We start from the raw sequence: 14420 nt of genomic DNA on the forward strand, positions 1-14420 counted from the left end.
GGTAATTTATGGGTAGGATTTTTTTAATGCTTTATATAAGAACAGACTCTAAAATCCTGAAAATATCTAAGTTTGTCTTGTAGTAATCTGATTAACATACATTGTTTGATTAGCTGGTTGGCGTTCATGCCTGAAATTGCTCTGTTCATTCCCATATTATTGAAGTGTAAATAACTATTAAATAGTTTTAGTTAGGATAAGTCGTGTTTATACTGAATAGACACTCTTATTATCAGTTACTTTTTCTCACAAATAATTTGGTTTTTTCAGGGTCCGGCATTTTTAAATGCCGGACATCTGGATTTGCAACTCCATTTTCAGGAGAAAAATGATCATTGAATTTATCCTCATTTTTTTTCACTTCACTCTTTCTTTCAAATGAAAAAACATTTACTCTTTTATCTGGTGTTTCTGCTGCTTGCCATAAATGCTATGGCGCAGGTGCAGCAAAGTACAGTAGTTAGCCTTGGCACAGGTACAACTGCTTCCAAGGATAACGGCCCGATCGTGGTGGATGCCACCGTTCCGACAGGTTATTTTTCCCGGCATATAGGCCTCTATATGGCATCAGATATCTCTGCTGTTCCTTTCACGGAGCGGGTTCTGACTAAAATCGCCTGGTATAAAGATAATGCAGACCCGTATGTTACTACCAGCGGAGCCATGAAGATCTACATAAAACAAACGGCTTTGCAAACTTTGTCACCTCCGATAGGATTTGGTGTAAACTGGAATACGCACTTTACGGGTGCTACTGAAGTGTATACCGTGAACATGCCAAGCATTAGCAGCGGAGCCGGCTGGAAGGAATTCGTATTGCCGAAACCCTTTACCTGGGATGGAACCAGTAACCTGGAGGTGTTCGTGGAATGGACCGGGGTAGGCACTATTACCAACAGCCTGAACTGGCGTTATACAACCGGAGCTGCTACTGCTAATACGCTTACTACTACCGGCACAGGAACGACGGGTCTCCCGGTTTCCGGAAACATTCCGGATATTCGGTTTACCTTTTCTTCTTTCAACAACGATGGCGGCGTAACGGCAATCAACGCGCCGGTTTCGCCGGTTACGGCAAACGTTAGTACGCCAGTTACTGCTACCATTAAAAATTTCGGCATTAACGCAGTAACTACTGCCACCATTGGCTGGAAAGTGAACGGCATAGCCCAACCGGATTATACCTGGAGCGGCAACCTGGCCAGCCAGCAAACCGACGGACCTGTTACGCTGGGTAATTATACTTTTCTGGATGGTTCTCATACCGTTAAGGCTTATACCAAAACCTTAAATGGCGTTGCTGATCCGCTCTCGGCCAACGATACCACTACCGTTCAATTGGTAGCCTGTTCTGCTTTAAGCGGAAATTATACGATCAATAAGAATGCCCCGGTTTCTGCTACCAACTTTCAGTCGTTCAATGCAGTTGCCCAGGCTTTAAATACCTGCGGTGTAGCCGGGCCGGTAATCATAACGGTTACTTCAGGAACAGGCCCATACAATGAGTCGGTTACATTGACCAACGTGCTTGGTACCAGTGCCACCAATACCCTTACTTTTGAAGGCTCAGGCAATACCATTACTTCGGCCAATGAAATCATATTCAAATTGAATAACGCGGATTACGTAAAGCTGAATAACCTGGTAATTACCAATACAAATACCGGGCAAAAGTGTGCCGGGGTACAGTTGATTAACAATTCTGATTTCTTTACCCTTTCGAACAGTACGATTAATATGCCGCAAATAGCTTTTGCGGGTATTGTTGGTATCGTACTAACCGAAGGCACTGGTTCCCAGTATAATGCAACAGGAAATTTTTCTAACAACTCTTTGTTTCAGAACAATATCATCAATGGAGGGTATTATGGTATCCGGATGCATGGACAAGCAGGCGTTCCAACAGGATCTGCTCCTACAGGCGCAGTAAATAACCATTTTATTAATAACCAGATCCGTGAATTTTCCAATTTTGGTATCTCCTTAAGCAATGCCGATGGCACCAAGATTGAGGGCAATATTTTTACCCGCCCGACCCGGACAGATGTTTCAAATTTTCAATGTGTAGTGATCGCTAGCGGATCAATCAATACCCTTGTAAACAAGAATCGTTTCCATAATTCACATGGTGGCGCACCTACAAATACTGGTGGTGCCACTGTTATTTCTATTGAATCTGCTGCTGCTGCCGGTTCGGAGAATATTATCAAGAACAACCTAATCTATAATATCAATCATCAGGGGGTTGTTAATGTAATTAGTATGTTCAGTAATACGGTTACCGGAGCTTATATTTATCACAATACTATTTCTATTGAAAACCCGAACCGCCCGGCCACCAATACCAGCAATATCCGGGCATTTACCGGTGCATCAGGGGTCGGAGGAAATGTTAAATTCATCAATAACATTATTTCTGTAAATATGCCGGGCACCGGCAATAAACACGCTATTTACCTTGGCGCCGCACCGGCTGCCACGTTCGTAAGCAACAACAACGTTTTGTATCTTGCTTCCGGCCAGACCAATGCTTTTACCGGCGCAATAGGTGCTACTAATTACGCGACATTAGCCAACTGGCAGGTGGCCAATACTACCACGCCTTACGATGTGAACAGCGTTGCTATTAACCCGGCATTTACAAGCCTTGCAACCGGCGACCTGAAACCAACAGCATTGGGTGTAAATAATATTGGAGTTCCGGTCGTACCAACCGTTGCCGATGATTTTATGGAGGTAACCCGCAACGCAACCACTCCTGACCCGGGCGCTTATGAGTTCGACGTGAATGATGCCGGTGTATCGGCCATCACAGCTCCAAATTCCGGCTGTAACCTCTCGAACCAGGCAGTAATTACCATTACCGTAAACAACTTCGGAACGGCGGCTTTAAGCAATATTCCGGTTTCGTATACAATTAATGGCGGCACTCCTGTAACGGCGATTATTGCTGGTCCGATTGCTGCGGGCGCAACCGCAACGTATTCTTTCACGGCAACTGCTAACTTAAGCACACCAGGTTCTTACAGCATTGTAGCCAGCACCAACCTTGCCGGCGACGCGCTTGCTCCCAACGATGCTTTCACCAAAGTAGTTGTTTCTTCTGCGACACCAGCAATACCGACAATCACTGCCGGTGGCCCAACCACTTTCTGTACTGGTGGCTCGGTGGTATTGACCGCTGCTTCTACAACTACCGGCGCAACTTTCACCTGGTTTAAAGATGGTGTAGCGATCACTGGTGCAACAGCAGTTACTTATACTGCCACTACTGCTGGTAATTATACTGCGGTGGCTACTGCGAACGGTTGCGCCAGCCCGGCTTCAGCGGTAACTACTGTAACGGTAAACTCAATTACAGCAGTACCAACTATTACAGCAGGTGGCCCTACAACTTTCTGTACAGGAGGTTCTGTTACGTTAACAGCTGCATCGACCACAACTGGAGCTACTTTCGCCTGGTATAGAAATGGTACAGCGATCACGGGCGCAACAGCAGCAACTTATTCGGCTTCTATGGCGGGTAATTATACCGCAATTGCAACAGCAAACGGTTGTTCCAGCGGATATTCGACAGTTATAATTGTAACAGTTAATACAATCGCAGCTACCCCAACCATTACTGCCAGTGGCCCTGCAACCTTCTGTACTGGTGGCTCCGTGGTATTGACTGCAGCTTCTACGACTACCGGCGCTACTTATACCTGGTCCCTGAATGGCACGCCAATTACCGGCGCCACTTCGGCCACTTATATTGCCACTACTGCTGGTAACTATACTGCAATAGCTACGGCTAACGGTTGCGCCAGTCCGGCTTCGGCAGTTATTACTGTTACTGTAAATGCTGCTCCGGCTATACCAACTATTGCCGCCAGCGGGACGACAACTATTTGTGCAGGTGGTTCTGTTACGTTAACGGCTGCTTCTACTACCGCCGGCGCTACTTATACCTGGTCCCTGAATGGTTCGGCAATTACGGGTGCTACTGCTGCTACTTATACTGCTAATACAGCAGGAAACTATACTGCTACGGCTATTTCAGGAACCTGTACAGCAACGTCAGCCGCTACTGTTCTTACAGTTACTCCGCTACCGGCTACCCCAACTATTACGCGTAACGGATTCACGTTGACTTCCAGCAGCGCAACGGGCAACCAGTGGTATAAGGATAGCAATATTCTTACCGGAGAAACCAATGCCACTTATAATGCTACTGCCAATGGATCTTACACGGTAGTGTTTACCGACAATGGCTGCAGCTCTGCAATTTCAAATGCGGTTAACATTACCAACACCGGCCTGGCCGACGATCTGGCTAATTTGCAGGTTGCTGTTTTCCCGAACCCTTCAACTGGAATATTCAACGTTACTTTACCGGAAAACCAGACTTACAAGTTATTGGTAACCGATTTGACGGGCAAAGTGATCCAGCGTCAAACTGTTAACAACAGTAAGGTTCAGTTAGATATCCATACGGCAGCTAAAGGGATTTACCTGCTCCGTATTTCCGGCGAAAACGGTTTGGCCGTACGTAAGCTGGTAGTCGAGTAAGCGCAAAACGCTATCCTTTTTATCACGAAAAGTCCTTCTGTATTTTGCAGGAGGACTTTTTTTTATACATTATTGCTCTATTTTTAAATTAATTTAACTGCGGATTAGGAATTGGTTCTTGGCCTATACTTGGATGAAATTTAAGTTTAATTAAAAACCAAACGGGAGGTCCGACTGCATTAAAAGCCTCCTGATTTTTTATCAGGTAAATAAGCAGCCGCCTCTAATTGTATTGCATCATTAAAAATTCTATAGTCCCGCACCTTGTTGCAGGGCTTATATTTTTCCTTATGAGGATCTGGAAGGATAGGGTAGGAACACTGTGAAAATTTACAGCCAGCTTGCATTAACTTGAATATGTGATTAGTGGCCTGTTAAGAAAAAATGGAATGCATGAAAAAATAGTTTGTATTTGCTTTAAATGCATTTCTTTGCATATGCAAATAAAGAAGGTTTTAACAGGTTTTATCCATTTTGTTGTATGGTTGCTATTTGCTACCATGCCACCCATTATCTTTTACGATGCGCCTTTTAATAAAAGTTATTCGCAGACGTTAGCCTTGCCTTATTATTGGCTGTTTGTTTTCTTCTATATCTTTATTTTTTATTTTATTACCTATTATCTTATTCCGAAATTCTACCTGCGGAAAAAGTATGTTTGGTATTTCGTAAGCATGTTCCTGCTATTTGCAGTGTGTTATTTTCTGAAGCCTTTTGAGTTGATGTTTTATCATAGTTCTTCCTTTACTGAAGAAATACCTTATCAACCTTTTGGCCCGGATATTATAAGTATTTTCACCTATATAATGGTTGTTTCGATGGGGATTGCGCTGCAGATTATCACCCAATGGCGGCGCGCTGAAAAGGAGAAATTAGAGGCGGTTGCTGAGAAAAAGACGGCGGAATTGTCTTTTCTGAAAGCTCAGATCAATCCCCATTTCCTGTTCAATACCCTTAACAATATTTATTCGCTGGCCATTACCCAAAGCCCGAACACGGCGCCTTCCATCATGGAACTTTCTAACATTATGCGCTATGTAACCGATGATGCTACCAAAGATTTTGTAACCGTGGATAGGGAGGTGGATTGTATCCGCGACTATATCAGCCTGCAGAGTTTGCGCCTGGGGGAGAGCACGCAGGTGATTTTTGAAGTAACAGGCCAGACCGAAAATAAAAAAATTGCGCCTTTAATTCTGATGACCTTTATTGAGAACAATTTTAAATACGGTGTTTCAAACCACGAAAAGACAAATATTACCATCAAACTAATATCTGATGATCAGAAAATAGGTTTCTTTTGCCAGAATAAAATCTTTGTGCACCACAACCAGATGGAAACAACCGGAATCGGCTTGTCCAATACCCGCAACCGGCTCGAACTTGCTTACCCAAACAAACATTCTTTAGATATAAGCAATAATAATGGACTTTATACCGTACATTTAACATTGCAGGAATAGTAATATACTCTTTCTCAGGAAACATTTTAAAAGACAATGACCTTGACTAGCGTTGCGATTGATGATGAACCTCTGGCCCTGGAGTTGATTAAAAATTATGCCGGACAATTGCCAGGCCTGGAATTAGTGAAAATCTTCAATGACCCCATTGCTGGCGTACATTTTTTAAAAAGTAAACCGGTAGACCTGCTCTTTATAGATATCAATATGCCGGATATTTCCGGCCTGGATCTGGTACGTTCTCTAAAAGTAAAACCGCTTATTATTTTCACCACTGCTTATAAAGATTTTGCTTTCGATGGTTTTGAACTGGAAGCCATCGATTATCTTTTAAAACCTTTCGATTTCGATCGTTTTTCGAAGGCTGTACAAAAGGCCCAGGATTTTTATTCCTTTAAACATGGTGCTCAAACCGATACCGAAGAAAGTCTGTTCGTGCACTCGGAATACAAACTGATAAAAATTCCCATCAGCCAGATAGAATACATTGAAAGCCTGGAAGATTATATCAGGATCCATCTTACGAATGCAAAACCAGTGCTTACGCTTATGTCTTTAAAGAAAGTGTGTGAAAAGCTGCCACATGATAAATTTAAAAGGATCCACCGGGGTTATATCATACCGGTTAGTAAAGTAAAAGCCATTGCTAACCGTAAAGTACTTTTAACTTCCGGCAAAGAATTGCCGATCAGCGAAAGTTACCTGCAGTTCATCCAGGAATGGAAAAATTCCTGACTTAATCCGCTTATTGCATCATTTACTTAAAAGAAATTCAGATTGGTTTTCTGTTTCTTTCTTTCTTTCCTGTATACCAGAATTAATGTCTTTCAATTACCTGCGTAGCTCCAACACATACTTTCTAATCGAAAAACCATAGCGTTTTTCAGCGGAATAGAAGCGGTTTACTGCTGCTTTAAAAGCATGGACCTGATTTAAAGGCTAAAAAAGCTATGGTTTTGATTACTAAAACGCATTATGGATTAAATGAAAGTGCTTTTGTTACTTTCAATAATCTTTCTATTACAGTTCAACAACAATAACCTCCATATTCTATTCCATTTAACCTGTATAAGTAAGTTTCTTACGGTTCCGGCCAACGCGCAGCTTTCGCAATTCAAGGATAATTTATTGCTGGTTGCATTTTCTTTTAATAAAAAGGGCTTCTGAATCTAATTCTTGGGAATGCAATAAAAACGATAATTTTTTAATATAAAAAAGTCTGCCGGAATATGCTGTCAATAATGAGGTCCTGTATTCATCGACTGAAAGTACCTTTCTACCGATACTTCTTCCCTCAGTCGAACCTAATCTTTTAGTTTTACTAATTGGTTCACCAATATCAATGGCTTTCTAAGGCTGTTAATTGATTTGTTTAAAGCATAAACGAGCTCCGGAAGAAGAAATAGCAGTTAAAATCAAGTCAGGTAAAAACGCTGGTTTAGGTTTGGTTACGCTTTCCTAAGTTATTAAAAAAGTTGTGATGTACACGGGAAGGTCAAGGAGATTATCAGGTTAAATATATAAATAGTATTTATGCCAGATATGATGAAAAGGGAGGTTTGTGATCGGGAATAGTAAAATTGTTTTTATGCAACATTATTCGTTGCCATTTAATACTATTTAATGAAAAAAAAATATTATTAACATCTTTTGGGCGGCAATTCTACTTCAGGTAAATGCGCAGACGTATTCGAATAGCCCCGTGCCGGTTGCTGGCTTTACAGTTTTCTATACTGTGAACGGCGGAACTCCTTTTAGCCAGATCTACACCGGCTCTCTGGTGAGTGGTGCGACTACAAATTTTAGCTTTACTACATGGGCAAACTTGTCTGTTGCCGGCACTTATAACGTTGAGGTTACCGTGACGATGACCGGCGACCCGGTGGCAGCCAATAATGCTACTATGTATACCGTCATAAATACTTCGTACAACGGACTTCCGCCGGTTTTCGATTTTGAGCCTGGTGGAAACGGTATTGCCCAGTTTAAGGCTATAACCAAAACCAGATCTGCTATTTCAGAAGACGCAGGAGCGAGCTTCGGTTCAACATCTACGAAAGGAATGATCATAGATGGGGTAAATCATACAAGCTGGAACGTTCCAACGGTGGTTGTTGATCCCTGGAACAGCAACGCAGTAAATTTCTCAGCTGTGTATATCTGTTTCTCTACAACGGGAGGCAGTGCTAACGATTCGCTGCTGCTCACCTTCGACCTGAAGCAGTTATACAAAGCTGCCAATGTCAATACCAACTTCCGGGTTACTGTAAACGGTGCCCAGGTAGGCCCAACGTACCGTCCGCCATTCTCCGGCATGCCGATCAACTGGCAAAAAGTAAAAGTGGACCTGAGCCAGTACAAAAATGACCCGAACATCCAGATCGGCCTGGAAAGCAGCGTGAAGGAAGCTTACGCCAATGGTGCCGGCACTGCCAACCTGATCGACAACATCGTGATCAAACGAGTAACCGGACCAACCTGCGTGAAAGACGATCTTCTGCAAAGCCTGGTAAATGTATTTCCAAACCCATCAGCTGGACTTTTCAATGTTTCCTGCCGGAAGGAAAAACCTATACGTTAACGGTATTGGAACTGAGTGAAAAAGTGATAAGCGCTCTTACTGTAGCTTCTGAGAAAAACGTGATGGATTTCATAAGCCTCGCGAAAGGAATTTACCTGTTGAGAATCCAGAGCGTAACCGAAAACGTGGTCCGCAAATTAGTAATCGAATAAGGTAAAAGTAATCATGTAAAGTAAATATAACTGTTTTAAGAAGGAGGCTTTTAGCCTCCTTTTTTTTGTGCCTGCTGAATTTTAGCAGGATCAGAAAAGATCATGGCGCATAAAAACGCTATGGTTTTTTACCTGAAAAGTCTTTCCCGGGAAATCCTGGCATTTCCATGCAAGCCTGTTCATCGAGGGAAAATGCCTGTGTACCGATGCTTCTTCGAAAAGTTAAGTTAGTTCTAGTATTTTCCAAAGCAGTTAAAAGAAACCCTGGTCTGAATTAGAGCTTAATTCCGGAAAACGGTATGGTCTGGGCCATCAAAACTGCCAGATAAAAGATTCTGGAATTTTAGTTGTGAGTCCTATTTCCATTAAAGCAGAGTGCTGGGAAATCGCCGTACAGCCAGCTTTTCTCGATCGACTTTGCTGAAGCTTTCAGAGAAGAAGATTACGCTATAACAATAAATTCATCTTTCACTTTAATTAATATTTTAATGAAAAATCTTTTATTTCTTACCCTTCTTTGTTTAGGGTTAATGGGCGGTGCAAGGGGGCAAACTTGTACTTCCACTATTAGTTCCTATCCTTACTATCAGAATTTTGAAGCCGGAGCAGGTGGCTGGACTTCGGGTGGTAACAATTCTTCCTGGGCTTTGGGACAACCTAATAAACTGGTTATAAACTCAGCCGCATCCGGAACGAAGTCCTGGGCAACTAACCTGTCAGGTAACTACAATGCGAACGAGCAATCTTTTGTAGAAAGTCCGTGTTTCAATACTAATTCGCTAACGCAGCCGGTTGTTGAAATGAAGATCTGGTGGAACTCCGAATTCAGCTGGGATGGTGCCGTTTTGCAGTCTTCTATCGATAATGGTGCTACTTGGCAGATTGTAGGTGCCAATGGTGATCCGAATAACTGGTACAACGATAATTCAATTGGCGCTGGACCGGGTGGCCAGCCCGCTGCTTCCGCTATCGGCTGGACCGGCAGAACGGGTTTCACCCCGGGCAACGGCTCCGGTAACTGGGTTGTAGCCAAACATGCATTAACCGGCCTGGGTGGTAAAACCAGCGTGAAACTGCGCATTGCCTTCGGTTCTGGCCCCACTACGGAAGATGAAGGATTCGCATTCGATGATGTGTCGGTTTATGAATTGCCGGCGAACGATGCCAGTGTAGCTTCAATCACCAATCCGGTAGTTTCAATACAGCCGAATGTAAGCACTCCAATTACGGTAACGATTAAGAACCATGGCTCGACAGCCCTAAGCACTGCTACTTTAGGGTTTAGCGTGAATGGTGCCGTTATTTCAAACAATTTTGCTTTTAGCGGAAATCTGGCTACAAATCAGGTTTCTGCTCCGGTAGTTATCGGTAATCATACTTTTCCGGCCGGAGTATATACCATTAAAGCCTGGACCCGCTTGCCGAATAGCGTTCCAGATGGCAACCCAGGCAACGATACTATAAGTGTGCAGGTTTACTCTTGTACTTCCCTGAGCGGAACTTATACCATAAATAAACTAATTCCGGCTTCTGCTACTAACTTTCAATCGTTTACCGCAGCTTCTCTGGCCATGTTAAACTGTGGGGTAAGCGGTCCGGTTACTTTTAACGTAGTATCAGGCAGCGGACCCTATACTGAAGCTGTAACGTTCGGGAATATACCGGGAGCCAGTGCCACCAATACAATTACTTTCAACGGTAATGGCAATACCATTCTGCGGCCTGCTGCTTCTCCAGCCGATGGGGTATTGAAATTATCCGGCACCAAATTTTTCCGGTTTAATAATTTACAGGTTGAAACGGACCCGGCAACGGTTAATTGGGCGGTGCTTAAACTGGAAAATGCAGCTGCAAACAATATCTTCAGCGGCTGTACTTTTACGCATAGCATTACCACCACATCTGCCGCATCACAAGCCGTCCTGATCATGCAGGGATGCACCAGCAACAACTTCCAGGATAATACCATTATTGGTGGTTACTATGGAATATTGAACAACGGGTCGTCACCCTTGCCAAATAATAATAACCAGTTCTCGGACAACATTTTTAAAGACCAGAATTTTTACGCCTTTTCTTCCTCAAACGCAAATAATATTATTGTCTCGGGGAATGATATTAGCCGGTCTCTAAGAACAAACGGGACCAGCTTTTACGGAATAAATTTTGGACCCGGAAGTTTAGGGATAATGATAAGCAAGAACCGGATCCATAATACCCACGATGCAGCTACTGCAACAAACGGAACAGTATACGGCATCTATATGAGCGCACCAGGTACTTTGGGTGCAGAGAATATTATAAAGAACAATATTATCTATAATATCAATTGCGGGGGCGGTACGCTCTATGCTTTCTACAACAGCAATGCAAATAATACCTATTACTACAACAATACTGTTTCGGCCGATAACCAGGGTGTGAATTACAATATACTGCGGGGGATTCATTTTACGACTAGTACTGCAAACGTGCAGTTCATTAATAATAACCTGAGTTTAAGCAGCACGGCTACCACCAAGCATGCAATTTACCTGAGCAATCAAACGAATTCGTTATACACCAACAATAATAACTTTTACCTGGGTACTTCCGGAAATGTAGCCTATTACTTAGGAGCAAATGTAATTACCCTTACCGCCTGGAAAATTGCCAACAGTAATACTTACGACCAGGCATCAGTTTCTGCAGATCCGCTTTTTGTAAACGTACCTACAGGTAATCTGAAACCTACTAACCCCATCCTGAATAATATTGGCCAGGTTTTAACCGCAGTAACGGACGATATTACCGGTACTCCCCGCAATGCTACTACACCTGACCCGGGTGCGTACGAATTTACCCCGGCAGCGAACGATGCAGGCATTTCCGCAATACTATCGCCGGTTTCACCTGCAACCCCGAGTGTGAGCTTGCCGGTAACGGTAACGCTCAGTAACTATGGGTTAAGTCCGCTGACTTCGGTTACTATAAACTGGTCGATCAACAGTATTGCCCAGTCACCTTTTACCTGGACCGGCCACCTTACCACCAGTCAATCAGCAAACGTAACCATTGGCAATTATACTTTTGCGGGCGGCATTTTTGCCCTTAATATCTGCACAAGTCTGCCAAATGGCGTTGCCGATCCAAATGCCATAAATGATTGCCGAAGTATGAGTGTTATCTCCTGTAATGCGTTAGCGGGTACCTATACCATCAATAAAAATGTGCCGGCTTCAGCTTCCAACTTTGTATCATTTACCACTGCTGTAAATACATTGGTAAGCTGCGGCATTACTGCGCCGGTTACCATAAATGTTGTTGCCGGTTCTGGCCCTTATAATGAGGTGTTCGAAATTTTTAACATTAACGGAACCAGTGCAACGAATACTGTAACGTTCAATGGCAATGGCAATACTCTAAGCAGTCCAAGTCCGGCAGCAGATGCAGTTGTTAAATTAAACGGTGCCAAACACATCCTTTTCAATAACCTGAATATCGAAGTGCATGCGAATGTATCAGGAGGATCGGTCGTTTCGCTTGTGAATAATGCTCAGAACAACACGTTCAGCGGGTGCACAATCACACATAGCAAAACCATCACTGCTACTTCATATGCAGTTTCCCTGCTAACCGGAAGCAGCAACAATACCTTCCAGAACAATACCCTTATCGGGGCTTATTATGGTATTTATAACGGTGGTGCTTTCGCTGTTCTAAACTCGGGTAATCAGTTTATCGGAAACACCCTGAAGGATATGTATAATGCAGGTATTTATAATTACTTTGGTCCAAACACGCTGATAGAAGGAAATGATATTTCCCGTCCTACGCGTACCAATGGCATACTTTTTCATGGTATCTACAACGCAACAGCGGGCAGCACTGCCGTAATTATCAGCAGGAACCGGATCCATAATACCAATGATGCAGCAACCGCTACGGCAGTTAACGTATACGGAATTTACACAAGCGCTCCGGGTGCGGTTGGCTCCGAGAACATCGTAAAGAATAATGCGATCTATAACCTCAATAATACCGGAGGAATGGTTTATGGCCTGTACAATTCGAATTCCGGCAATACTTACTATTACAATAACACGGTAGCCGTAGATACTGCATCGGGCAGCTACAATGCAGTGTATGGCATGTACTTTACCGCTGCTTCCCAGAACGTGAAATTTGTGAACAACCTGGTTAGTTTAACCAGTACGGCAACTACCAAATATGCGCTTTACCTGGCAACAAACGGAATTATGCTGATCAGCGATTATAACGATCTGTTTGCACCGGGCGGTCACGTAGGTTATCTGGTAAATGCATTCACCACGCTGGCAAACTGGAAAACGGTGAATACTGCGGCTTACGACCAGAATTCCGTTTCTCTTGATCCGTTATTTGTAAATGTTGCCTTAGGAAACCTTTATCCAACAGAACCAAACCTGAATAATTTAGCGCAGCCTTTAACAGCCGTAACCGACGACATAACCGGAGCTCTTAGAAGCGTAACTATGCCGGATATTGGGGCCTTTGAGTTTAACATCAATGTGAACGATGTAGGGGTGATTGCAGTTTCCGGTCCGGTAGCTACCGGCTGCGGACTTACGAATGCGGAAACCATTACCATTACCCTTAAAAATTTTGGTAATGTTGCCCACACTTCCATACCGGTTTCTTATACCATTAACGGTAACGGAACGGTGAATGAAACCTTTACCGGTTCGCTGGCTCCGGGTGCTACTGCCCCTTACGCGTTCACGGCTAAAGCAGACCTAAGTGTTCCGTCAACTTTTGAAATAATTGCCCGGACCAACTTAATCGGAGATGCCAATGCGTCTAATAATGCCGATACGCTGAATATAACCAATTCCCTGATCACGGGTATGCCGGTTACTTTAAACTTCGAAACGGTTGCTACCGGAATTACCCGCTTCCGCAAAGTGGTTAATCCAAAATCGAACATTGCTGAAGATGTGGCTGCCAGCTTTGGTGCTACTTCTACTAAAGGCCTGATCATGGATGGTGTTAATCATGCAGGTTGGGTTATGCCTTCCGGGCTTACCGATCCGTGGACTACTAATCCGGATAACTTTGCCGGAGCTTATATCTGCTTTGATTCAACTGGCGCCGCCGCTAACGATACGCTGCTGCTGACCTTCGACCTGAAGCAGTTATACAAAGCTGCCAATGCCAATACAAACTTCCGGGTTACTGTAAACGGCACTCAGGTAGGGCCTACGTATCTTCCTCCATTCTCAGGTACACCAATTAACTGGCAAAAGATCCGAGTTGACCTGAGCCAATACAAAAATGACCCTTTCGTAATGATCGGTCTGGAAAGCAGCGTAAAGGAAGCTTACGATAGCGGTAACGGTACAGCCAACCTGATCGACAACATCGAGATCAAACGCGTTGCCGGCCCAACTGCACCAACCGGCCTGAACGAGCATACGCTGCAAAGCAACGTGCAGATCTATCCGAATCCATCGAATGGCCAGTTCAAGGTTGCTCTTACCAAAGGCAAAAACTATTCATTTACGGTATCGGATCTGAGCGGAAAAGTGATCAGAACCCAAACAACAAGAAAGGAAGATAATATGCTGGATATGACCGGCGTTGCCAAAGGAATTTATCTGCTGAAAATTCAGAGCGCCACCGAAAGTGTGGTTCGCAAACTGGTAATTGAGTAAG

Annotated in this window: 6 protein-coding genes; all 6 read left to right on the top strand. The window is 43.6% G+C overall.

Features of this window, described 5'->3' with window-relative positions; translation table 11 throughout:
- Positions 1-378 precede the first annotated feature (378 nt).
- Positions 379-4551, top strand: coding sequence for a beta strand repeat-containing protein (locus I5M27_RS02735; RefSeq protein ID WP_200504485.1), 4173 nt, complete (start codon positions 379-381; stop codon positions 4549-4551).
- 806 nt (positions 4552-5357) lie between these two features.
- Positions 5358-6014 carry a sensor histidine kinase gene (locus I5M27_RS02740; RefSeq protein ID WP_200504486.1) on the top strand — a complete coding sequence of 219 codons (657 nt, stop codon included), beginning with the start codon at positions 5358-5360 and terminating at the stop codon, positions 6012-6014.
- A 36-nt stretch (positions 6015-6050) separates the two neighbouring features.
- On the top strand, positions 6051-6749 hold the full coding sequence (locus I5M27_RS02745) for a LytR/AlgR family response regulator transcription factor (RefSeq protein WP_234462356.1): 699 nt from the start codon (positions 6051-6053) through the stop codon (positions 6747-6749).
- 967 nt (positions 6750-7716) lie between these two features.
- Positions 7717-8595 (top strand): hypothetical protein, encoded by an 879-nt coding sequence (locus I5M27_RS02750; protein ID WP_200504487.1) that lies wholly within the window; start codon positions 7717-7719, stop codon positions 8593-8595.
- A 23-nt stretch (positions 8596-8618) separates the two neighbouring features.
- Positions 8619-8747, top strand: a complete 129-nt coding sequence (locus I5M27_RS18870) for a T9SS type A sorting domain-containing protein (protein WP_394369078.1) — start codon at positions 8619-8621, stop codon at positions 8745-8747.
- A gap of 488 nt (positions 8748-9235) precedes the next feature.
- Positions 9236-14419, top strand: coding sequence for a T9SS type A sorting domain-containing protein (locus I5M27_RS02760; protein ID WP_200504489.1), 5184 nt, complete (start codon positions 9236-9238; stop codon positions 14417-14419).
- Position 14420: the final 1 nt, after the last annotated feature.

This window comes from Adhaeribacter terrigena (assembly GCF_016623615.1).
GTDB lineage: Bacteria > Bacteroidota > Bacteroidia > Cytophagales > Hymenobacteraceae > Adhaeribacter_A > Adhaeribacter_A terrigena.

Coding starts and splice junctions, on each gene's coding strand:
- I5M27_RS02735 (WP_200504485.1), top strand. CDS start 379: ATGAAAAAACATTTACTCTTTTATCTGGTGTTTCTGCTGCTTGCCATA.
- I5M27_RS02740 (WP_200504486.1), top strand. CDS start 5,358: ATGGTTGTTTCGATGGGGATTGCGCTGCAGATTATCACCCAATGGCGG.
- I5M27_RS02745 (WP_234462356.1), top strand. CDS start 6,051: ATGACCTTGACTAGCGTTGCGATTGATGATGAACCTCTGGCCCTGGAG.
- I5M27_RS02760 (WP_200504489.1), top strand. CDS start 9,236: ATGAAAAATCTTTTATTTCTTACCCTTCTTTGTTTAGGGTTAATGGGC.